At 42.8% G+C, this 23,140-nt stretch carries 17 protein-coding genes; 16 read left to right on the forward strand and 1 reads right to left on the reverse strand.

The window, feature by feature from the left end; translation table 11 throughout:
* Positions 1 to 80 precede the first annotated feature (80 nt).
* From BKH46_RS02385 to mfd, 15 genes are read left to right on the forward strand one after another with little or no spacing between them, the layout of a single operon-like run.
* On the forward strand, positions 81 to 2,852 hold the full coding sequence (locus BKH46_RS02385) for a RecB-like helicase (protein WP_095225231.1): 2,772 nt from the start codon (positions 81 to 83) through the stop codon (positions 2,850 to 2,852).
* Between the two features lie 32 nt (positions 2,853 to 2,884).
* Positions 2,885 to 4,363 carry a Na+/H+ antiporter NhaA gene (gene nhaA / locus BKH46_RS02390; RefSeq protein WP_095225232.1) on the forward strand — a complete coding sequence of 493 codons (1,479 nt, stop codon included), beginning with the start codon at positions 2,885 to 2,887 and terminating at the stop codon, positions 4,361 to 4,363.
* 7 nt (positions 4,364 to 4,370) lie between these two features.
* Positions 4,371 to 5,687 carry a sodium/proton antiporter NhaA gene (gene nhaA / locus BKH46_RS02395; protein ID WP_095225256.1) on the forward strand — a complete coding sequence of 439 codons (1,317 nt, stop codon included), beginning with the start codon at positions 4,371 to 4,373 and terminating at the stop codon, positions 5,685 to 5,687.
* A gap of 49 nt (positions 5,688 to 5,736) precedes the next feature.
* Complete coding sequence (gene yajC, locus BKH46_RS02400; protein WP_095225233.1) at positions 5,737 to 6,021, forward strand: preprotein translocase subunit YajC; 285 nt, start codon at positions 5,737 to 5,739, stop codon at positions 6,019 to 6,021.
* 20 nt (positions 6,022 to 6,041) lie between these two features.
* Positions 6,042 to 7,625: a protein translocase subunit SecD gene (gene secD / locus BKH46_RS02405; RefSeq protein ID WP_095225234.1), complete on the forward strand. Its 1,584-nt coding sequence runs from the start codon at positions 6,042 to 6,044 to the stop codon at positions 7,623 to 7,625.
* A gap of 2 nt (positions 7,626 to 7,627) precedes the next feature.
* The gene (secF, locus tag BKH46_RS02410) at positions 7,628 to 8,599 is read left to right on the forward strand and encodes a protein translocase subunit SecF (protein WP_095225235.1); all 972 of its coding nucleotides are present in this window, start codon (positions 7,628 to 7,630) and stop codon (positions 8,597 to 8,599) included.
* Between the two features lie 9 nt (positions 8,600 to 8,608).
* A complete protein-coding gene (locus tag BKH46_RS02415; RefSeq protein ID WP_095225236.1) occupies positions 8,609 to 8,950 on the forward strand; it encodes a DUF6394 family protein in 342 nt (113 codons plus the stop codon).
* Positions 8,951 to 8,959: 9 nt separating this feature from the next.
* Positions 8,960 to 11,419, forward strand: coding sequence for a leucine--tRNA ligase (gene leuS / locus BKH46_RS02420; protein WP_095225237.1), 2,460 nt, complete (start codon positions 8,960 to 8,962; stop codon positions 11,417 to 11,419).
* Positions 11,416 to 11,913 carry an LPS assembly lipoprotein LptE gene (lptE, locus tag BKH46_RS02425; RefSeq protein WP_095225238.1) on the forward strand — a complete coding sequence of 166 codons (498 nt, stop codon included), beginning with the start codon at positions 11,416 to 11,418 and terminating at the stop codon, positions 11,911 to 11,913. The genes leuS and lptE overlap by 4 nt, the downstream gene beginning before the upstream one ends.
* A gap of 44 nt (positions 11,914 to 11,957) precedes the next feature.
* Positions 11,958 to 13,376, forward strand: coding sequence for a diguanylate cyclase (locus tag BKH46_RS02430; RefSeq protein ID WP_095225239.1), 1,419 nt, complete (start codon positions 11,958 to 11,960; stop codon positions 13,374 to 13,376).
* Complete coding sequence (locus BKH46_RS02435; RefSeq protein WP_253248275.1) at positions 13,367 to 14,527, forward strand: Mur ligase family protein; 1,161 nt, start codon at positions 13,367 to 13,369, stop codon at positions 14,525 to 14,527. Before BKH46_RS02430 ends, BKH46_RS02435 begins: the two co-directional genes overlap by 10 nt.
* Positions 14,506 to 15,447 (forward strand): M23 family metallopeptidase, encoded by a 942-nt coding sequence (locus tag BKH46_RS02440; protein ID WP_095225240.1) that lies wholly within the window; start codon positions 14,506 to 14,508, stop codon positions 15,445 to 15,447. The genes BKH46_RS02435 and BKH46_RS02440 overlap by 22 nt, the downstream gene beginning before the upstream one ends.
* 13 nt (positions 15,448 to 15,460) lie before the next feature.
* Complete coding sequence (locus BKH46_RS02445) at positions 15,461 to 16,405, forward strand: M23 family metallopeptidase (protein WP_095225241.1); 945 nt, start codon at positions 15,461 to 15,463, stop codon at positions 16,403 to 16,405.
* Complete coding sequence (locus BKH46_RS02450; protein WP_095225242.1) at positions 16,318 to 16,797, forward strand: polymer-forming cytoskeletal protein; 480 nt, start codon at positions 16,318 to 16,320, stop codon at positions 16,795 to 16,797. Before BKH46_RS02445 ends, BKH46_RS02450 begins: the two co-directional genes overlap by 88 nt.
* Positions 16,794 to 19,808, forward strand: coding sequence for a transcription-repair coupling factor (gene mfd / locus BKH46_RS02455; RefSeq protein WP_095225243.1), 3,015 nt, complete (start codon positions 16,794 to 16,796; stop codon positions 19,806 to 19,808). The genes BKH46_RS02450 and mfd overlap by 4 nt, the downstream gene beginning before the upstream one ends.
* A gap of 76 nt (positions 19,809 to 19,884) precedes the next feature.
* Here the strand turns inward: mfd and phoA are convergent, their stop codons facing one another.
* Positions 19,885 to 21,291, reverse strand: coding sequence for an alkaline phosphatase (phoA, locus tag BKH46_RS02460; protein ID WP_095225244.1), 1,407 nt, complete (start codon positions 21,289 to 21,291; stop codon positions 19,885 to 19,887).
* 148 nt (positions 21,292 to 21,439) lie between these two features.
* Between phoA and BKH46_RS02465 the strand changes: the two genes are divergently transcribed.
* On the forward strand, positions 21,440 to 22,339 hold the full coding sequence (locus tag BKH46_RS02465) for a hypothetical protein (RefSeq protein ID WP_095225245.1): 900 nt from the start codon (positions 21,440 to 21,442) through the stop codon (positions 22,337 to 22,339).
* Positions 22,340 to 23,140 lie beyond the last annotated feature (801 nt).

The following is a 23,140-nucleotide window of genomic DNA, read 5'->3' on the forward strand; positions in this document are numbered from 1 at the left end:
AGATTTGAAATTCTATTACAAAAATCGGCAAAAATTAGATATATTTAACATCGCTAAAATCCAATGCTTAAGGAGTAGTTTTGAACTCTAAACAATGGCTTGCCCTCAAGGCTTCTGCAGGAAGTGGGAAAACCTTTGCCCTTTCAATGCGATATGTCAGCTTGCTTTTGCGTGGAGCTAATCCCAATGAAATCCTCACCCTCACCTTTACCAAAAAAGCTGCCCTAGAGATGAGCAAACGGATCCAAAAAAATCTCTTAGAGCTCAAAAACGATCGCAACGCCCAAGCCCTCAAAGATGAGCTAGCCCGCTATGGCATTACAGCTGCAAGTATCCGTGAAAATATTGATAAAGTCTATCAAAAATTCCTAGATTCCAATACAAAAATCACAACAATCGATGCGTTTTTGAACTCTATCCTCAAAAAATTCTGCTGGTATGCTGGGGTCAGCCACGGATTTCAGGTCGAATTTGAAGATAAAAATGCAATTTTTGAAGACTTCCTATCCTCGCTCTGCCAAAAAGATTTCAAAAGATTTTTAGACTTTTGTGTTGATGTTTCCATCAGCCCGCAGGTTATATTAGACTTGATTGCTCAGCTCAATGCCCAACATTTCAAGATCGATGACCATCTCTACAAACCCACAAACTCCCCAACTCAAGCAGATATTTTACACACTGCTACAACGATCAAAAATTATATCAGCGGACTCGAAAATGCTTCTGCTAGTGCAAAAGAGGCTATCAAAAATGAAAGTTTCAAAACACTCCTTGAAAGCAAACTTTCGTGGCTCAAAGAAGATTATCGCTTTTTCAAAAAGCTCGATCTAACCCCCATCGCACACACAATACAAGAGTTTAAAAATATGTTCCAAGAGTATTTTGACGCTCAAGAATATGCTATATTTTCTGAACTTGCCTACTTTCTTAAGCAATACAAACAAAGAAGAAAAATCTCAACAAGCACACTGAGCTTTGAAGCCATCACACTCAAGACCTATGAATTGCTCCAAGAGCATTTTGAACGGGATTTTTTCTATTTCAGATTGGACGCACACATCACACATATCCTTATTGATGAATTCCAAGACACCAGCACAATCCAATACAAAATCCTCAAGCCCTTGATCGATGAAATCTATGCAGGGAAAGGGCGATTTGAAGAGAGGAGTGTCTTTTTTGTAGGGGATAGTAAACAGAGTATCTATCGCTTCAGAGGGAGCAATAGCGAGCTTTTTGATGAAGTATCCAGAAATATCCAACAAGAAAATCTGCCCTATAACTACCGAAGCTCGAGTCTTGTAGTCGATTATGTCAATGAGATTTTTGCCCCCAAAATCCCTAACTATATCCCCCAGCAAACCCCTCCAGACAAAAGCACCACCCAAGGCTATATCAAAGCCTGCCCTGTAGCGATAGGAGAAGACAAAAATGATAATAGAGAAAGAGTATTCACTGCTATCAAAACCCATATCGACACGCTGCTTGCAAACAACATTTCTATGGAAAAAATCGCTGTTTTGTGCTTTAACAATGCCGATGTGGATGCACTCAAAGAATTTTTATTACTCCATAACCCCACACTCCAAATCCTTACAGAAGCCACGAGCAAGCTCTGTATGCAAAATGAATCCAAAATCATCTTGCACGCCATAGACTTTGCACAAACCCAGCTTGAATTGTATAAAAAATCTGCCATCAAACTAGCTGGACTGCCCTATGATACCGATATTATAATGCCTACATACACTGCTGTGAAATCCCCGCAGAAATTTGTCCTTGAAGTGATGGAAACCTTTGGGCTTTATGGGAAAGCAGCGCAGCAAATGCTAGAAGCTTCCTTTGCCTATGACAATCTTGAAGATTTCAAAGAAGGGCTCAATCGGAGCGAAAATAAATTCAGTCCTGAAGCCCAAAAAGGACTTTTAATCATGACAATCCATAAATCCAAGGGATTAGAATTTGATTATGTCCTCTTGTGCGATCGTATCAAAGACCCCACCTATGACCGCAATAAATTTTTCCTCCAATATCAAGGTATCGAGCTCAAAAGAATATTTTATAAAGCCCTATCTGCTGAAAGCACAACGCGTGAAATGGTAGATCCCATCTATCAAGAAGCCCTAGAGGGAGAAAATTCCCAAGCAGCCACAGAAAAAATCAATGTCTTGTATGTAGCCTTCACACGCGCTAAAGAGGGACTTATCATCATCTATAAAGACACAGAAAAAGAAAGCAAAAGCGCTTTCACCTCCCTTGATCTCAAACCCATAGAATATGGCAAAATCTCCACCCCTCCCATCGCCCATATTTCACAACCCACCCAAATTCCTCAATATATCCAGCAGCAAAACTTTGGCAAGCAAGTTGATTTTATCAAACAAGACACCCCCACACAAGACTTCAGCCACCTAGACGCTATCTTTGGAGAAGCCCTGCACCAAGCCCTTGAATACAAACTTGGCCACCATATCCCCCCACACACAATCGCCCAAAAAATCAACAATCAATTTGGCTACTACCTGCCACAAAAAAGTATCCAACGCATTTTTGAACTCATAGAAAATCTCCAAAAAAATGCAACATTTCAATCAATCATCAGAGAAAGTTCGATAAAATCGGAGGTTTCATATTTGTATCGTGATACGCTCAATCGTATCGATGGGTTGATTTTAGATGCAAACAACCAAGTCATCATTATTGATTATAAAAGTGGTATCAAAAACAAAGAAAAACATATCGAACAAGTCAAAAAATATTTGGAATTTACCCAAACACAATTCGCACATAACCCCACAAAAGCTTATGTTTTATATGTGCGTGACCCCATAGAGTTTATCCCTGTGATATAGCTTCGTTTTGGAGGAGAACAATAAGGAGAAAAATGGAAGAAATATTGAAAGTTTCTAAAGAAGATCAAAAAGCTCAAAATTCCACCTACTACATCAAAGACAAACTACAAAGAGGCCTGCATACATTTATCGGGCACGAATCTTTTGGTGGATTGCTGCTGTTTTTTTGCGTGGTGCTAGCGCTCATCATTGCCAACTCAGAGTTTTCTAATATCTATTTTGGTATCTGGCAGTTAGAATTTGGCGGCTTCATCGGCAACAAAAGCAGTGGCGTGACACTTTTAGCCTTTATCAATGATGTTTTGATGTCATTGTTTTTTTTGATGGTGGGGTTAGAGATGAAACGAGAGGTGCTATATGGCGAGCTAGCAGGCTTTAAAAAAGTCGGCTTCTCTGTCTTTGGGGCACTTGGAGGTATGGTAGTCCCGATTCTGATTTATATCTATTTCAACCACAATACCCCATCAGCCCACGGCTTTGGCGTGGCTATGAGCACAGATACAGCGTTTGCACTGGGCGTGATCTTGCTTTTAGGCAAGCGCGTGCCTCCTGTGATTAAGATTTTTCTTGTCACACTCGCTGTTGCTGATGACTTAGGGGCTATCAGTGTGATCGCGCTATTTTATACCAACACGCTCCATTTGGGCTGGCTTTATGTGTCTTTGGGTCTTATCTGTGTCCTCATCTATCTCAACTACACAGACACCAAATACCTATCGAGCTATCTGGGCGTGGGAGTTTTGCTTTGGATTGCTGTGCATAATAGTGGTATCCACGCCACCGTAGCAGCTGTGATCTTAGCTCTCACCATACCTGGAAGATCCAATATCACCAAAACATATTTCATGAATATGATGGAAGAATGGAATAAAATCAATTTCATGACCAACAATGGCAGAGATATCCATATCGATCCCATTGAGGGGAAAATGGGATTTCTGAGGGCTTCGTGGAAAAATATCAAAAATTTCATACGCTCCAGTGAAGATGTCGAGAAAAAAATCGATATGGAAAAAATCAGCAAACAAGTCCATATGCTCGATACCATCGCTAAATATTCCAAATATGCCCAAAACCCCCTTATTCGTATCGAAGTAGCCCTGCAGCCGCTGTGTGCGTATTTTATCGTGCCATTATTTGCCTTTGCCAATGCAGGGGTCAAAATCAGTGCAGATGTGGCATTTAATATCGATGGAATCTTCTATGGAACGGTGCTTGGGCTTGTGATCGGCAAGCCTGTGGGGATTGTGGTATTTACTTATTTGAGCGAAAAGCTCAATCTTTCTGTGCGCCCTAAGGGCTTGAATTATGGACATATCCTTGCTGCGGGCTCTCTAGCAGGGATTGGCTTTACAATGTCAATGTTTGTAGCAAACCTTGCTTATAACAACCCTGCTGCGATCGATGTTTCTAAAATCTCTATCTTGTTTGCTTCTTTGATTTCTGTGATTTTAGGCATTATCTTGATGTTTTTGAGCACAAAATCCCCAAAAAGGAGGCTCTATGCCTGAATTAGAAATGCCCGCACGAACAAGCTTGGCTAGAGTTTTTTTGAATTTTATCAAAAGTGAATCTTTTGGTGGGATTTTTTTATTCATCAGTGCACTTTTGGCAATGGTAGTAGCAAACTCCCCTTGGAGTGCATACTACTTTGAGTTCTGGCATATGGATTTTGGCTTCTCGCTTGGAGAGCATTTTGTCGGATTTTCTATACACAATTGGATCAATGATGTCTTGATGGCGCTATTTTTCTTGATGGTGGGCTTAGAAATCAAAAGAGAAGTGCTCTTTGGTGAGCTTTCTGGCTTTAAAAAGGCCGCATTTCCTGCGATCGCAGCACTTGGTGGTATGATAGCCCCAGGCTTGATTTATTATGGACTCAACGCAGGCACAGATTCTTACCACGGATTTGGTATCCCTATGGCCACTGATATTGCCTTTGCTTTAGGGGTGATCATGCTTTTAGGCAAAAGAGTCCCCATGGCTTTGAAGGTATTTTTAGTCACGCTCGCTGTTGCTGATGACTTAGGGGCGATTGTTGTCATTGCGATTTTTTATACCTCAGGGCTAGAGTTCATGTGGCTATTGGTGGCTGCTTTGATTGTGGTGATTCTCATTGCGCTCAACAAAATAGGTGTTAAAAATCTGATTCCTTATTTGATTTTGGGTATTTTCCTTTGGTTTGCTGTGCATCATAGCGGTATCCACGCTACTATCGCTGCTGTGGTGCTAGCATTTTGTATCCCCATCAAACCCCATAAACAAAACGAAAACTTCTCCCATCTCATCAAAACTCTGGGTGAGTCCTTCAGACTCAAAAGCTCCCAACACAATCAAGCGCTTTTAAACCAAGAACAAATCCATATCCTCTATGCCATCAAAGATGAAGCCAAAGCAATCCAAAGCCCCTTAGGTAGGCTAGAGCATATGCTCCAACCTTGGAGTGCTTATTTCATCATGCCCTTATTTGCCTTTGCTAATGCAGGGGTGAATATCGGGAGTGATATCCACTTTGATACCGACCATATCCTTTTGGGCGTGATTTTAGGGCTTGTGATCGGCAAGCCTGTGGGGATTTTTATCATCACCTTTTTATGCGAAAAGCTAGGGATTGCCTCAAGACCTCAAGGGATCAGCTGGGGGCATATCCTTGGGGCAGGAATGCTCGCTGGAATCGGCTTTACAATGTCGATGTTTGTTTCTAATCTTGCCTTTTCTCACCCTGAATCCATGGAAGTATCTAAGGTTTCTATTTTGCTAGGCTCATTGATTTCTGGGGTGATTGGGGTGATTTATCTGATGGTATTGCATGCCCTAAAAGCTAAAGGAAATTAAATGAAACAAATGATAAAATATACCCTTATTTCAACACAAAAGGACATCGATGCAAAATTATAAAGAGCTCTTAACTTCTATCCTGCCACTCTTGGTATTGTTTGGTGTGTTTTATTTCTTCATTATTCGCCCCCAACGCACCCAACAAAAAAGACACAAAGAAATGCTAGCCAATCTCCAAAAAGGCGATAAAATCGTTACACAAGGTGGCTTTATCTGTGAGGTGATCAAGCCTGAAGATACATTTTTTAGTGTCAAGCTCAATGATGATACGATTGTCAAGCTGTCTAAAGAATATGTTGCCTATAAACTCGGTGATACCAACTCAAAATAAAATCAAAGTAATATTCTAATATGAAGCAAACACTCAACTCAAGATTGATCATCTTTATCCTTGCTATCATCTTTGGCGTGGGGCTGTCTATCCCCTCTTTGTTCCATACCAAAGGCCCTCAAATCAGTCTGGGCTTAGACCTCCAAGGAGGGCTTAACCTCCTTTTAGGGGTCAAAACCCAGGAAGCTATCAAGAGCAAATACTCCTCGATTGCCTCATCGATCAATTATGAAGCCAAAAGGGCGAATATCTTGCTTGATGGCATGCATTCAGATGATACAAGCGTGAGTTTTGAACTGCTAGACCCCGATGAAGCGGGCAATCTCTCTGATATATTGCAGCACTTTGAAGGTATCAAAATCGATACAAGCAACAATCAATACACCCTCACCCTCACTCCAACTGAAATAGAAACCATCAAAAAAAACGCAATCTCTCAAGCCATCAGCACGATCCGCAATCGCCTCGATCAGTTTGGTCTGGCTGAACCAAGCGTTACCCAACAAGGGCAAGAAGATATTTTAGTCCAGCTCCCTGGTATCAAAACAGCTCAAGAAGAGCAGCGCGCTAGAGATCTCATCTCAAAATCTGCCCATCTCCAAATGATGGCAGTTGATGAAGACAGAAACGCACGCGTGCAGACAATGAGCGATTTGGAAGCGCAAAAATATGGCGATGTGATTTTGCCCTTTGCTTCTAATTCTGGGGAAGCAGGCGAAAAAATCCTCTTGAAAGCTATCCCAATTTTAGATGGCAATATGCTTACAGACGCACAAGTTGTCTATGACCAAGACCACCAACCTGTCGTGAGCTTCACGCTTGATTCTCAAGGGGCTAAAATTTTTGGGGATTTTTCAGGGGCTAATGTCAATAAAAGGATGGCGATTGTCCTTGATGGCAAGGTCTATTCTGCACCTGTAATCCGTGAGCGTATCGGAGGGGGTAGCGGGCAAATCAGTGGGGGCTTTAGCGTCGAGCAAGCAAGCGATTTAGCCATCGCCCTAAGGAGTGGGGCATTGATTGCACCCATGCAAGTTTTAGAAAAAAGAAGTGTCGGGCCTAGTTTGGGACAAGATAGTATCAAAGCTTCTATGATAGCCCTAGTGAGTGGGTTTGTGCTCGTAGTGGGCTTTATGATTGTTTATTATTCGATGGCAGGGGTGATTGCTTCAGTGGCCTTGGTCGTGAATTTATTTTTGATTGTTGCTGTGATGGCAATATTTGGAGCGACACTCACGCTGCCGGGTATGGCAGGGATTGTGCTGACTGTGGGGATAGCTGTCGATGCTAATATCATCATCAATGAGCGTATCCGCGAAGCCCTGCGTGCAGGAGAAAATATCTCTAGGGCAGTCCATCTGGGCTATATGAACGCTTCTAGGGCAATCTTTGATTCTAATATCACCTCTTTGATTGCCTCTATCTTGCTGTATGCTTATGGGACAGGCGCTATCAAGGGCTTTGCTATCACCACTGGGATTGGGATCATTGCTTCAATCATCACAGCCATCATCGGCACGCAAGGCTTTTATCAAGCAATCCTCCCCAAAATCGCCCAAACCAAACATCTCTACTTCTGGTTTGGCATTAGCAAAAGGGATTAACAATGGAAATATTCAAAAAGGTTAGAATTTTTGATTTTGTGCATTATTCTAAATACGGGCTTATCCTCTCTATTTTTCTGACCCTTGGGGCATTTGCCCTTTTATTTTTCAAAGGCTTCACACCAGGGATTGACTTTGCTGGAGGGAGTGCTGCACAGATTAAATACGAGCAAACTGCACCGCTTGAAAATATTCGCCATCTCCTAGAAGCCCACCCGCAGTTTAAGGGCGTGCAAGTGAGTGCATTTGGCTCTGCTGATGAAGTGCTAATCCGCATACCCTATACCCCATCAAGCGCACAAGAAAATCTCGCGCCCATCATCACTAAGATTTTAGAGCCCACAGGGAAATTTGAAATCCGTAAGCTCGATACCGTAGGTCCAAAAGTTGGCAATGAGCTCAGGCAAAAAGGGATTTTATCTCTCCTTTTAGCCACTTTGGCGATGATGCTTTATGTGAGCTTTCGTTATGAATGGCGCTTTGCCCTTGCAGGCATTGTTGCCTTGGTTCATGATGTGATCATCACTGCTGCTTCTGTGATTGTCTTTGATATCGATCTCAATCTCGAAGTCATCGCTGCACTGCTGACTTTGATTGGCTATTCAATCAATGACACAATCATCGTTTTTGATCGTATCCGTGAAAAAATGCTCACCCAGCGCACGAACAATATCCAAGAAGTCATCAATGACGCGATTTCTAGCACACTTTCACGGACACTATTGACCTCACTCACGGTGTTTTTTGTTGTCTTGACTCTTTATCTTTTTGGTGGAGAAATCATCGTGGGCTTTTCTTTGCCAATGCTGATTGGAGTGGTATTTGGGACTTATAGCTCGATGTTTGTAGCCCCCAAACTAGCGATTATCTTTGGGTTTGATATCGAAAAATACCACGCCAAAGAAATCAAAAAAGCCAAAAAAGCGCAAGAAAAAAAACAATTGCGACAAATGTATGAAAATGGACGCGTTTAAGGAGAATTCATGGATTGGGGCAAAGTAATTTTTATTTTTTTTAGTTTGGGAAGTCTGACTTCTACAGCGGGATTTTTATGGGATCCTAATATCGTGATTTTATTCATCGCCCTTGCGACTAATCTCATCTCTACGACCCTAAAAATCGGTGTCAAAAAGCAGCTTGCTCCCGAGCTTTTAGCGAGCTCTTTAGTCGCAGATTTTCACTTGGTGCCTGCGTTTATATTCTTGCAAGTACTCAACAACCTCAATGTCGCTTATGTGCTTATCATCGGTGCTTTGATTGCTAATGTCTTTTCTTTGGCGTTGTTGTTGATTGAGAGTGCTAAGACTTCTGATTCAGATTATTAGGAAGATACGATGGATACCCCTTATGAACCTCTCAAAATAGAAAAAAAATGGCAAGAATTTTGGCAAAATCATCACACCCACGAACCCTCAGATGACTTTTCACAACCCAAAAAATATATCTTGAGTATGCTGCCTTATCCGAGTGGGGCTATCCATATGGGGCATGTGCGGAATTATTGCATTGGCGATGCACTCGCTAGATTCTATCGCAAAAATCACTACAATGTCTTGCACCCTATGGGCTTTGATGCTTTTGGTATGCCCGCAGAAAATGCTGCTATCAAGCACAAAACCCACCCAAAAACTTGGACTTATAACAATATCAAAAATATGCGTAAAGAATTGGCTTCTTTGGGGCTTTCCTTTGCGTCTAGCAGGGAGTTTGCTACTTGCGATCCAGACTATAGCAAATGGGAGCAAAAGTTTTTTATCGATATGTGGGAAAAAGGGCTCATCTATCGCAAAAAGGCATATTTGAATTGGTGTCCCCACGACCAAACCGTCTTGGCCAATGAGCAAGTCATTGATGGGAAATGCTGGCGGTGTGATACGGAAGTGATCCAAAAAGAAATGGATCAATATTATTTCAAAATCACAAGCTATGCTGAAGAGCTTTTGACATCATTAGAAGACCTAGAGGGCAAGTGGCCCCCACAAGTTTTGCTAATGCAAAAAAACTGGATTGGCAAATCAAGGGGCTTGCGCTTTGCCTTTGCTATCGATAAAGACAGCCTGCCTCTTTTAGGAGGGATCAAAGAAATAGAAGTCTTTACGACTCGCCCTGATACGATTTATGGAGTGACTTACTGCGCCCTCGCCCCAGAACACCCCATCATCAAGGCACTTTTGAGCGCAAACGCACTCTCTAGCCAAGCCAGTAGCGCTATCATTAAAATGCAAAATACAAGCTCAAAAGAACGTTCCATCAGCCAAAAAGAAGGTGTCGATTTGGGTATCTCTGTTATCCACCCCCTCACAGGGCAAAAACTCCCTGTATGGGTGGCAAACTTTGTTTTGATGGATTATGGTAGTGGCGCTGTGATGAGCGTGCCTGCGCACGATGAAAGGGATTTTTTATTCGCGCAAAAATACAACCTCCCACAAAAAGAAGTCCTAATCCCCACAGACCCGACCCCACAGATCCCTTTTAGTGGCTTGGGGACATTAAAAAATAGTGGCGATTTTGATGGACTTTTTGGAGAAATCGCACAAGAAAAAATCATTACCCATTTTGAAAACGCCCGCCTTGGTCAAGCCATCATCAACTACAAACTCAAAGATTGGGGGATCTCCAGACAAAGATATTGGGGCACACCAATACCTCTAATCCACTGCAAAGACTGCGGGCTTATCCCTGAGGCCTTGCAAAATCTCCCTATTTGCTTGCCCGAAGATGTTTGTATCGATGGGGAGGGCAATCCCTTAGCCAAACACCCCACTTGGAAGCACTGCCACTGCCCGCAATGCGGCAAAGAAGCGCTCCGAGAAACAGATACAATGGATACTTTTGTCGAATCGAGTTGGTATTTTTTACGCTATACCACGCCTAAAGAGCTTTGGGAACAAGAGGCCTTTGAGCCCAAAAGCTTGGATTATTGGCTAGATGTTGATGAATATGTTGGAGGGATTGAGCACGCAATCTTACATCTTTTGTATGCGAGATTTTTTACTAAAGCCTTAAGAGATTTAGGATACACACGCTCCAACGAGCCATTTTCTAACCTACTCACACAAGGTATGGTGCTAAAAGATGGTGCTAAAATGAGTAAATCAAAGGGCAATGTCGTTGATCCCAATGGTATCATCGCTAAATATGGGGCTGATACAGCGAGGTTGTTTATTTTGTTTGCTGCGCCCCCTGTGCGCGAGCTTGAGTGGAACGACAATGCGCTTGAGGGGGCTTATCGCTTTCTCAAGCGACTATGGGATAAAAAAAGATCCATCACGTCCACAAAAACTCTGCCAAACATCGACACAACCCAGCTTGATACAAAAGAAAAATTCGCTAGAAAAAAGGTCTATGAAGCCCTGCTGAAATCCAATGAAATCTTTAGCAAAAAGCAAAGCGGCTATGCTTTTAACACATTGATTGCTGCTTGTATGGAAGCCCTCAATGCCCTCAATGAACAATCCAACCCCGCGATTTGGACAGAGGGGTATTTTATCTTGCTCCATATTTTAGAGCCCATTATCCCCCATCTGTGCTGGGAAATCAGTCAGATGTATTTTGACCTCAAAAACTTCGCACCCATACCCATCGACCCCTCTGCGCTCGAGGTTGAAAATATCACACTTGCTATCACAATCAATGGCAAAAAACGTTCACAAATCCAGATCCCAAAAGATATGGAAGAAAAAGAAGTCTTGAGCCTTGCAAAAGAAGCTGTTTCCAAATGGCTAGAAAATACCCATATCATCAAAGAAATCCTTATCCCTAATAAAATCATTAACTTTGTCATCAAGCAATGAAAAAAATTCTTTTGTTGGGAGTCTTGGGGCTTTTGTGGGGTTGTGGGTATCTGCCTGCTGCTTACTATGCCCAAAAGGCACTAGGCGATAGCGTCTATGTCCAATTAGTTGTCAATCTCCCCAATCCCGAAAACTCCGTGCAATTCAAAGATTCTTTAAACAAAGCTGTCATTTCTCGCTTCCAAAACAGACTTGCTTCACAAAAAAATGCCGATTCGATCATCACGATTAAAATCACCAAAGTCACCGATACTTCCATCGCCACTAATGAGCAAGGTTTCACGACCTTTTATCGCGCCACAGTTTATGCTGATTTTACTTATGCTAACAAAAAAGGAGGGTCTAAAACCTTTGAAAACAATGGATACTATGACTATGCTGTGTCCTTAGAAAACCCCTTGGTTACCTATAACAATCGCTTTTATGCCATCGATCAAGCCATCAACCAAACCATTGATAAATTCATCACACAAGTTGCATATCAAGGGAAATAAGATAAAATAAATCTATCAAAAACTGATAAAAAATAGGAATTTTAATGCCAGACCCCAAACACCAAATCGAAAAAATATTCAAAGAACTCGATGCCTGCGAACATCTCTCCCGCAAACAATACATAGAAGACTTTGTCAAAGCCCTCCAAAAAATCAGATTTTTCCCCGAAGAACACGAAGAAATCAGCAAATACACGCGTTTATTAAACAAAGACACTCAAGAGCTCTTTATCTATGATATCCATACAAAAGACGACCTCATCGAACGGCTCATTTCACTCTTAAATATCGCCAATAATTCCTCACAAACCTTAACGCTCCTTGAATATGTAGATGTCTTAAACACCACGCTCATCAAGGTCTTTGAAGAAGTTTCTAGCGAATATCTCAAGCAAGAAAATCCCCTGCTTTTTTCTCAAGCGCAACCCCGCAGCCTAGAAGATACAAAATCTTGTATGCAAGCTTGGGGCAAGGTCATCGAGGATAAAAAGCATATCAAAATCCAAAAATATATCGCCACCATCATTGCTATGCTGATTGAGCCTTGCGTGATGGAGTGTGCCCCAGAGCTCAAAGACATCATACACGCCCTCCACCACACTCCAAACGCCATCACAGATACCAATACCCTAAAAATCCTAGAAGAGCTCGCCAAACACCGCCAAGAAGACTGCAAACTCCTCAAAAAAAGCAGCAAAGAGATTGGGACAAATGCTAGAGAGGTCTTGAGCGAACTTGAGGGTGTCATACACGATAACAACAAGCACATCAAAGATATTCTCAAAATCAAAGACTCCATCAACGAAAAAACAAGCAATATCCAAAAACAAAAAGAAGCCTTGATGGATACAGCAAACAACCTCCATAGCAAAATCCTCCAAATCAACACCACCTTAAAAAACAAAGAAGAAAAAATCAAACATCTCTATGATGAAATCAACGCCCTCTCAGCTTATATCAAAACCATCGAAGAGCAATCCAAAATCGATGACCTCACCAAAACCTATAATCGCAAATACATTGAAAATATCGCGCAAATCCTTGAGGGGCAATTCAAAGACAATGGTATCAATTATGCTGTTTTGTTCTTTGATATTGATAATTTCAAAGAAATCAATGATATCTATGGGCACACTGCAGGGGATAGACTGCTCTCTATCTTTGGTGAGATACTCAAGCAAAACTCTAGGGGGACAGATATTATCGGCCGATATGGTGGCGATGAATTTTTGATCTTAATGCCAAACACCGATTTAGAAAAGGCCAAGGGCTTTGCTAAGCGCATTTGTAAAATCATTGAAAAAAGTAATTTCATCTTCAAAAGCCAAAAAATCAACATCACCACAAGCATTGGCATGACAGACCGAATCTCTCATAAAAGCAAATATGATATGATTGATAGTGCTGATAAACTCCTTTATCAAGCCAAAAACTTAGGAAGAAACAGAGTGGAATGGCAATAGTATCTTTAAGGGAATTTTTAGACTCCAAGGGAGCTGAATACGCGCCCTTTGACCCACAGAGGGCAAAAAATATCTATACACAACTCGCCCCCCATCTCAAAACCCCCGCGATGACAATCCATATCATCGGGACAAATGGCAAGGGCAGCACGGGGCGATTTATCACATTAGGGCTTTTGAGTGCGGGCAAAAGTGTGCTGCATTTTACCTCCCCGCATTTATTTAGCTTCAATGAGCGCTTTTATAAAAATGGCAAGATAGTCACTGACACAATGCTTGAAGAAGCGCATGCGTTTTTGCAGCAATTTGCGTGTATCCAAGCTTGCAGTTACTTTGAATACGCCACCTTTTTGGCAACTTTTTTAGCCCAAGATGTAGAGTTCTTAGTCCTTGAAGCAGGGCTTGGAGGGGAATATGACTCCACAAGCTGCTTGAAGCGGGATATTTCTGTTTTCACTCCTATCGGGCTTGACCATCAAGAAATCTTAGGCACACAGATCCAAGATATCGCCACAACCAAGCTCAAAGCCATCGCACCCATCGCATTTTTAGCCCCTCAATACGACCCCATCATCAAAGAACTCGCCCTCCAAATCGCCCACGAGTATAACGCCAAGCTCTACCCCATCAGCCCCAAGCGCTCCAAAAAAGCAGCCATTTATGCAAGCAAACACCATCTCCCAGAGTTTTTAGCACAAAATTTCCAAAATGCCCTTTGTGTCTTAGAATACCTAGACTGCCCCATTGACCCAAAGTCCCTCCCTATGCTTGATTTAATCGGTAGGTGTCAAAAAATCGCCCCAAATATCACTATCGATGTGGGACATAACGCACAAGCTGCGCAAAGTCTGCTCCAAGCTTTTAGCAATAAAAAAATAAACCTAGTGTATAATACCTACAAGCAAAAGGATGTCCTTTCTATACTCAAGATCTTAGCGCCCATCACCAAAAAGATCTCTATTATCGCTGTGCAAAATGAAAGGATCATAGAAACAAGTAAGCTCAAAAGTATCATTGCAACCTTAGGCATAGCATTTGATGATTTTTGTTGGGAAAATCTTATGCCGCAAGAAGAGTATTTGGTCTTTGGGTCTTTTAGTGTCATCAAGCAATTTTTAGAGGAGAGGCTGTGCAAGAAAAACTCGTTGTAACTATCGTAGATGAATCGGGCTCTAAGCAGTTTTTGCTCCCCAAAAGTATCAAAAAAATCATTATCATCTCTTGTGTTGCCCTAGCTTTAGTGATGATCGCAAGTATTTTATTGATGCGATTTTTAATGCAAAAGATCGATACGATTGCTTTTGAAAAAAATATCGCCCTCTCTGAATACAAATATATCCACCAAAAAAACAACTCCCTCAAAGACCAAATCAAGCAAAAAGGTCAAGAACTAGCTATCGTAAGTCAAAAAATCGAAGACTTAGAAAATATCGTTGATTTTAAGAAAAATACCGACAAAAATACTTCAGAAAATCCAATCGACCTAGACAGCCTCTCCCTCCCACAAAAAAATCTTATCTTAAGCTTAATACCCAATGGCGAACCTCTAAAAACATATACCTCCAAAACACCCAGCGCGCAAAGATCCCACCCCTTAAAACAAGTCAAAGGTATCCCCGCAGGGCTTGATTTTAGCACGCCCAATGGAGCACCTGTATTTGCCACAGCCGATGGAGTCATCGACCTTGTGCGTAACAACCCCAAAAGCGGCTATGGCAATCTCATCAAAATCACGCACTCTTTTGGCTTCAGCTCTTTGTATGCGCATTTAGAAAAATCCCTTGTGAAAAAAGGCGACTTTGTCCAAAAGGGGCAAATCATCGGCTATAGCGGTCATAGTGGGGATTCAGATGGCGATAAGCTTTATTATGAAGTCAGATTTTTAGGCAAGGTCTTAGACCCCAATATCTATGTGGCTTGGAGCGCGCAAAACTTTCAAGAAGTCTTTAAAAGCGATAGCTCGATTGATTGGGAGAGCCTTTTTTGGGCGATTGGCGATATTATCGAGCTGCAAGGCTATAAGCTCAGCTATCAGACCAACACGCAAGCACAAACAGGGATAACACAATGATTGGGATAGCGCAATGATGGGAGATAAACGACTTGTCTTGATGGTGACAGACCAAAATGGCAGTTTCCATATCAATGTCAGTATGATTTTTCGCCAGCTGAGCTTGTATTTTTTGCTTTTTATCTTGGCTATTGTGCTGTTTGTGGGTATCTCTATCAGCGCTTTTAATACCGAAATCAAAGACATCAATACCAAAACCATCTTGATTGAAAAACAATACCAAAAAATGCTCAAAAAAAACCTCTATCTCAACGACCAAATCAGTCAAAGACTTGAAGAAATCACGCTTGCAGGCGATCGAGTCAATGATTTAGAGGGCGTTGTGGGGGTCAATAAAGAAGATGAGCTCACAAACAATGACGACCTCCTCACACGCATTGACCTAGCCAGTATCACAGGGGCGCAAAAGGCCTTTGTGATGAAGTTTATCCCCAATGGACACCCTTTGAGCCATTTTCGCAGAATATCAGCAGGCTTTGGCAATCGCATGCACCCTATCTTGCATATCTTACACAAGCACACAGGGCTTGATTTTAGCACAGAAATCAACACGCCCATTTATGCCACAGCTGATGGCGTGGTCGATTTTGCTGCTAATGGCTGGAACGGGGGCTATGGCAAGCTTGTGAAAATCGCGCATTCTTTTGGCTTTAAGACTTATTATGCCCATCTCAATACCATTGCTGTCAAAAATGGCGAATTTGTCAAAAAAGGGCAAATCATCGCCTATAGCGGCAACTCTGGGGTCAGCACTGGCCCACATCTGCACTATGAAGTAAGATTTTTGAACCAACCACTCAACCCAATCCATTTCGTGCGATGGGATATGAAAAATTTTAACTCTATATTTGAAAAAGAAAGGACAATCGCATGGCACTCTTTACTCACGACAATAAACAACCTAATGGGGCAGGAAAAACAGGACCAGCCACAATTATCGCTGTTGGGACCAAGCTAAAAGGCGATATCCACAGCGATTGCCATCTACACATTGATGGAGAATTTGAGGGCAATATCTATTCTAAAAACACCGTGATGATTGGCAAAAGCGGGCTTGTCAGTGGCAACATCTATGCGCAAAAACTCATTGTCAGTGGCAAACTCTCAGGACTGATTGAATGTGAAGTTGTAGAAATCCTCCCCCTAGGGCATATCAATGGAAAAATCATCAGCTCTGAGCTTGTGATTGAACGCAAGGGTATTTTTATTGGCGAGAGCAAAATCAAGCAAGACAAAAGCCCCACAACCCCCCTCGCCCATCACGCCCCCATCTCCCATCAAGCCCAAGACACACAAGACACTAAGCCCCAAAGTCCAAAATCCCAAACACCAAAACTCCAAGCACAATGATACAATCTAGCCTTTATGCTGCCTTTGCGCAAGGGTTCAAAAGCACGCTCCTACTCACCAAAGACGCTAAAGAAGCCCTAGGGGCTTATGAAGCTGCTAAGTTTTTTGCCAAAACCCATACGCCTATTTTATTGCCTGAATTGCGCGCAAAAATGGGCGATGATATGCGTTCATTTTCGAGCGAATTCAGTGAGCTTTTAGCCAAATTAAGAATATTTTATGCCACGTCAAACCCGCTTTTAATCTCCCCGATTGCCACGCTCCTCTATCCCATGCCCCAAGCAGAGCTTTTAAAAACCTTTGTGCTAGCCAAAGGAGCGCATTATGACCTTGAAGCACTCAAAACACAGCTTTTTTATTATGGCTATGAGAGCGTTGATATTGTCGAGATGGAGGGCGAGGTGAGCTTTCGGGGGGATATTATCGATATTTTTATCCCCTTTGATAAGCCCTATCGCATAAGCTTTTTTGACACAGAATGCGAGAGTATCCGCGCCTTTGACCCTAGCACGCAGCTAAGCTCCCAAGAAGAACTTGAGGGCCTAGAAATCCCCCCTGCGCTCTTTAGCCTTGATACACAAACCCATCATATGATTGAAGAGCGCATTACCCAAGGTGAGTTTGAAGCTTTCAGTAAAGACATTGCTTCGTTAGGATTTTGGTATTTGGGCGCATATGGTGTGCCTTTTATCGGCACTTATGGAGCGCAAATCACGCCAGAAGCCCTCAAAGAAGTGCAAGAAATCTATAGCTTTGCAGACTCTCTCCCTATCAAGCTCTCTGATTTTGAAGCCCTCAAGGTGCTAGAAAGCCCAAAAGATGGCAGTGTTGATATTGATGTGCATACAAAAAATATCGACACGCTCATCACGCTCAATAGCCATAAAAAAATCACGATTTTAGCCAGAAACCAAGCCCTCCTAAAAACCATCAACACGCAAGCGCAAAATGTGCGCTGTGAGATTTCTGATTGTGTCATCAATATCGCCACTCCAAAAGAGCTTATCATCTCGCTCAACACGCACTCCAAGCCCAAAAAACATCAAAAATCCCAGCTCGGTATCGATGAGCTGGCTATGGGTGAATATATCGTGCATAATGACTATGGTATCGGCATATTCAGAGGTATCACACAAGTGAGTGTCTTAGGGAGTGTGCGGGATTTTATCCGTATCGATTATCAAGGCGAAGACAGGCTTTTGCTCCCTGTAGAAAATCTCCATCTCATCGGGCGCTATATCGCTGCCTCTGAGGGCGTGCCCCTTGTGGATCGGCTCGGCAAAGGGAGCTTTGCTAAGCTCAAAGAAAAGGTCAAGACCAAGCTATTTGAAATCGCTGAGGGGATCATCAAACTAGCTGCTGAGCGCAACTTGCTTGAGGGAAAGACCATCAACACCGACCTCGCAGAAATCGTTGCGTTCAAAAACCTCTGTGGCTTCACTCTCACCCCCGATCAAGACAAGGCCATTGCTGAGATTTTTGCTGATCTCTCCAGTGGCAAGGTGATGGATAGACTTTTGAGCGGAGATGTGGGCTTTGGCAAGACAGAAGTAGCGATCAATGCAATCTTTGCTGTTTATAAAAACGGCTATCAATCTGCACTCATTGTCCCAACAACACTTTTATGCAACCAACATTTCAACACACTCAAAGCCCGCTTTACCCCCCTAGGGCTCAGAGTCGCCAAACTCGATCGCTTCAGCAAGGGCACCCAAAAGGCGCAGATACAAAAAGGACTGCTCGATGGGAGCATTGATGTAGTCATCGGGACGCACGCACTCTTGAATGCGCAGTTTAAAAATCTCGCATTGATGGTTGTTGATGAAGAGCATAAATTTGGTGTCAAGCAAAAAGAAAGTATCAAAGCCTTGAGTAAAGACCTGCATTTTTTGAGTATGTCTGCTACGCCTATTCCGCGCACGCTCAATATGGCACTCTCACAAATCAAAGGTATGAGTAGCCTCTTGAGCGCGCCCATTGAGCGCATGCCTAACAAAACCTTTTTAAAAGAAAAGACCCCTGCCCTACTCAAAGAAATCATATACAGAGAATTGCGCCGCAATGGCCAAATATTTTATATCCATAACAATATCGCGACCATCGAAGAGGCCAAGCAAGCCATCCAAGAGCTTCTCCCTCAGCTCAACATTGCGATTTTGCACTCTCAAATCGACTCCAAAGCCAGCGAAGATATTATGATCGATTTTGCGCAAGGCAAATACCAAATGCTCCTATGCACCTCTATCATCGAATCAGGTATCCATCTCCCCAACGCCAATACCATCATCATCGATGGCGCAGATAAATTTGGACTTGCTGATTTGCACCAGCTCAGAGGGCGCGTAGGCCGAGGGAGCAAAGAGGGATTTTGCTATTTTTTGATCCAAGACAAAAGCTCCATCACACCACAAGCAAGCAAACGACTGCTCGCACTCGAGCGCAACTCTTATCTTGGCAGTGGCGCAGCGATCGCTTATCACGATCTTGAAATCCGCGGTGGTGGGAATCTCATCGGGCAAGACCAAAGCGGGCATATCAAAAATATCGGCTATGGTCTGTATTTAAAAATGCTAGAAGATGCGATCAACCAACTCACTAGCACGCAAAACAACGTCCAAAACAGCACGCACACCACAGAGCTAAAACTCAGTGTCAGCGGCTATCTCAACCCCGAGCTTATCCCTAGCGATCGCTTGCGCCTTGAGCTTTATCGGCGCTTATCTTTGTGTCAAGAAATCACACAAGTCCATACAATCGAGAGTGAAATCGAAGACAGATTTGGCAAACTCGATCCAATGAGCGCGCAATTCCTCCAGATCATCACGATTAAAATCCTAGCTAATGCCCTAAAAATTAAAACCATCTCTAATTTCGCGCAAAATATCGCAATCTCTTACACCCAAACCCATCAAGAAAGACTAAGCGCGCCGAGCAAAGATGACGATGATGTTTTAAACACAATCTTAAAACATTTACACAATCAAGTCAAATCCAAACCACTGCAAAACTAAATCCAAACGCGCAAGCCTCCCCCATCACATCAATGCGACCTTAGCAAACTTAGTATCCTTGGCAGTCTTAGTAGCCTTATTTGGCTTGTGTGAGTCCTAAGGCTTGTGTGATGATAAAAAACACATCTGTCTGGTCCAAAAGCCCTGTGAAGTTCAGAGCAGCTGGCCCATATGCTGCGATACGCAACTGAGCGCCGGTATGCCCTTGTGAGTCTGTTTCTGAATTGCCATAGCTGATCCCCATCAATGCGCCATCTTCTGTGATGAGCGTAGCTGTGAGGCCAGGGGCTTTGGCTTTGGGGTCGATGATCTGGCTGGAGTGGGCGTGATCAGCTGTAACGATCACAAGCGTATCCCCGCGCTTGCTAGCAAAATCAAGAGCCACTTTCACAGCTTCATCTAAGTCAATGCTCTCTCCGATCTGCCCGCAAGGATTGGCTAAATGGTCTTGCTTATCGATACTCGCGCCCTCTACTTGCAAGAAAAATCCATTTTCATTGCCCTCAAGCAAGTCAAGCGCCTTTTGGGTCATTTGTGCGAGTGTTGGCATAGATTGGGTGCGTTTGGGATTGGGCGTGCATTGGATTGGAGGGTTTTTGAGATTGCCGTGGTAGCTGGCCTTTTCTCCTAAATAACGCACAGGCATATTCCCCGAGGCAAAAAGCCCCAAAAGTGGGCGTTTTTGATTGGCTGTTTGGATCTTTTGGAGTTCTTTGAGATTGGTTACAATCTGATAATCTTGCTTTTTAGCCACTTGGATCAATGGCACACCTGCATATGCGCCACTACTGACTTTCTGCTCAAAAGCCCTGCCCCCACCTCCTAACATCACATCAGCGCGCACTTGGAGTATCTGCTCACTGATTGAGCCCAGACCGCCATTTTCTTTCGCATAGCTCGAGCAAAGCTCTGCAGTTTCTATGGGGCCATAGCATTTGCGAGAATTGATATGCGCCATCTGTGCTGCAGGCGTTGCGTCTTGGACTTCAGCTGTGCTGACATTGCCTGTTGCTTTGCCTGCACTCTTGGCTAGCTCGATGATTGTTTTGTGTGCCTTGCCATACACATCAATCCCCAAAGCCCCGTTATAAGTCTTCACACCTGAGCTCCACGCAGTCGCTGAAGCAGCAGAATCTGTAACATAATCGGGCTTTTGGGTCTTTTTATCCAACGAATAATGCGTATATTGCCCGCTAAATGGCAGTGCGTCAATCCCCTCTAAAAATCCCCCCGCGCCTTTATGGTAGTTGCGCGCAATCGTGATTTCAGAATCCCCCATGCCATCGCCTATGAGTAAAATCACATTTTTCACAGGCGCGTCATTGATAAAATTTTTCAGCGCTTGGGTCTGATCCCCCACAAAGCGCCTAGCCCCGCCAAAATCCCGAATATCCCCCTTAGCACCCCGCTCATATGCAGGCGCTCCATTTGCCCCTACTGCAAAGATGAAAGCGATGAGTGTCACAGACAGGTAACTTTTCATAAAAACTCCTTGTGGTTAGATTAAACGCAAACATCTTAAAAAATCCCTATAACATCTTGATGACAAAACACGCACTTTTTGCAATCAATTTGTAACCCCATCACCTTAAGCTTTTAGCGCTTTAAAATCTAAAATGAAGGAATTACATATGGAAATCAAAACACAAGCAAACTCCCAAAAATTCATCAAAAAAGGGTTTTCTAAAAATATCTTTGGTCTTCTCCTAGGGCTATTCTTAACGCTCCCCTCACTCTCTTTAGCCATAGACAATACATCTCTAAACAGCACAACACTCCTCAAACACCAAAAAACCTATGGCCTAGTCTTTATCCTCCCCAAAGACAAAGTCCAAGAAATCAACGCACGCACCAAAGGCCTCATACGCGAAACGCTCCTCAAACACAATCTATTCAAAGAAGCCTTGACCTATAATATCCCCCATATCACCGTGCTCCATATCCACAACCCCGACCCCACCACACCTCAAAAAATGCTCTCTGCGCTCAAAAGCTTCCCTAAGCCCTTTAGCCTACACCTCACACATTTCTTGTTTGCCCCTGCAAGCCCCAACGCAGTCTATCCGTGGTGGTTTGATATTGGCGTGGATAAAACCTTGGGCTATGCAGCCATCAATGCCTATAACCTTGAAGCCACAAAAGCCATCGCGCCCTTGCGAGCTACGCCCGTGCCTAGAGCTACAGGCTTTGTCTATCAAGACTCCTCAAGCGCTGCAAAATCTCAGATCCAAGACCTCGGGACTAGCGGGCTCAATCGTATCAAAAATGGCAAAAAAGAGAATTTCTATCGTCCCCATGTAACGCTCATCTATAGCGATAGCGCACTCAAAAACGATACCATCGCTGCAATGCAAGCACTGCAAAATGACTTCAATGCGACATTTACAACGCCCATCAAGGTGGATTTTGATAGTGTGTCTATCGTAGAGCTCGGATTTTTGGGTAATGTCTTGAGAGAGATTTATCGTATCAATCTTGCCGATGGGAAAATCTATGATGTAGAAAAAGATACTTTTATCACAAAAAAATAGCCTTTAAAAGCTCTTTAAAGCTCATCGGTTTTTATATGGAGGGGCTTGAACCCCCCCCCCTTTTTTTTCATAGGGGGCTTTCAAGGCGTATAGAAATAAAAGAGTGGTGCGAGTGGTTAGGGCGATTGAATCATGAGATAGATGAGATAGCAAAAATAGAGAGATTATCAAAAAAGTAAAAAGATTACAAAGTTCATAGCACGCAATGCCTAAGCTTTAATATGCCTTGCTTAGCACAATATAGTTAGCAAATAAGATTATATCTGATGGATTGGATTTTAATGATTTGTTTGATTTTGGTTGGATAGGATTGGGCTAAAATCAATACGCCTTAAAAGATAGAAAGAAATGCTCCCCTCCCCTACGAAAAACAAGTAAACGGGTTTCAAAAGGATTTTTGGGTATTAACGGGGAGCAAAACTACTTGTGAGTCTTGATGGGTTTAAGATTCTGAAAGGATCATCAGACTCACAAAAACAATAAAAATAACAAAGATTACAATACTTAAACTCATAAATCCCTAAATATCAAGATATTTCTAAACTCCTAAATTTTATTGAACCCCCCTCCCATTTGTAGAAAGGGAATTTCAACTCATTTCAACTTATCTCATTAAATCCCCCCCCCTCAAATGTGGGGAGGATCTTTCTTTCTACTTAATCTCCCTTAAGAGGGCTTGGACAGCCTTGCCATTTAAGATCTTAGCGACTCCATCAGCTGTTTGTTGGCTTTTGAGTGCGCCTTCTTGAGATTTGAAACCTCCTAGGAGGTAGTATTTGAATAAGACCTTTTGGACTTTAC

It is taken from the genome of Helicobacter sp. 12S02634-8 (assembly GCF_002272865.1).
In the GTDB taxonomy this organism is placed as follows: Bacteria; Campylobacterota; Campylobacteria; order Campylobacterales; family Helicobacteraceae; genus Helicobacter_J.

Coding starts and splice junctions, on each gene's coding strand:
- nhaA (WP_095225232.1), top strand. CDS start 2,885: ATGGAAGAAATATTGAAAGTTTCTAAAGAAGATCAAAAAGCTCAAAAT.
- nhaA (WP_095225256.1), top strand. CDS start 4,371: ATGCCCGCACGAACAAGCTTGGCTAGAGTTTTTTTGAATTTTATCAAA.
- yajC (WP_095225233.1), top strand. CDS start 5,737: ATGCAAAATTATAAAGAGCTCTTAACTTCTATCCTGCCACTCTTGGTA.
- secD (WP_095225234.1), top strand. CDS start 6,042: ATGAAGCAAACACTCAACTCAAGATTGATCATCTTTATCCTTGCTATC.
- secF (WP_095225235.1), top strand. CDS start 7,628: ATGGAAATATTCAAAAAGGTTAGAATTTTTGATTTTGTGCATTATTCT.
- BKH46_RS02415 (WP_095225236.1), top strand. CDS start 8,609: ATGGATTGGGGCAAAGTAATTTTTATTTTTTTTAGTTTGGGAAGTCTG.
- leuS (WP_095225237.1), top strand. CDS start 8,960: ATGGATACCCCTTATGAACCTCTCAAAATAGAAAAAAAATGGCAAGAA.
- lptE (WP_095225238.1), top strand. CDS start 11,416: ATGAAAAAAATTCTTTTGTTGGGAGTCTTGGGGCTTTTGTGGGGTTGT.
- BKH46_RS02430 (WP_095225239.1), top strand. CDS start 11,958: ATGCCAGACCCCAAACACCAAATCGAAAAAATATTCAAAGAACTCGAT.
- BKH46_RS02435 (WP_253248275.1), top strand. CDS start 13,367: ATGGCAATAGTATCTTTAAGGGAATTTTTAGACTCCAAGGGAGCTGAA.
- BKH46_RS02445 (WP_095225241.1), top strand. CDS start 15,461: ATGATGGGAGATAAACGACTTGTCTTGATGGTGACAGACCAAAATGGC.
- BKH46_RS02450 (WP_095225242.1), top strand. CDS start 16,318: ATGGCACTCTTTACTCACGACAATAAACAACCTAATGGGGCAGGAAAA.
- mfd (WP_095225243.1), top strand. CDS start 16,794: ATGATACAATCTAGCCTTTATGCTGCCTTTGCGCAAGGGTTCAAAAGC.
- phoA (WP_095225244.1), bottom strand. CDS start 21,291: ATGAAAAGTTACCTGTCTGTGACACTCATCGCTTTCATCTTTGCAGTA.
- BKH46_RS02465 (WP_095225245.1), top strand. CDS start 21,440: ATGGAAATCAAAACACAAGCAAACTCCCAAAAATTCATCAAAAAAGGG.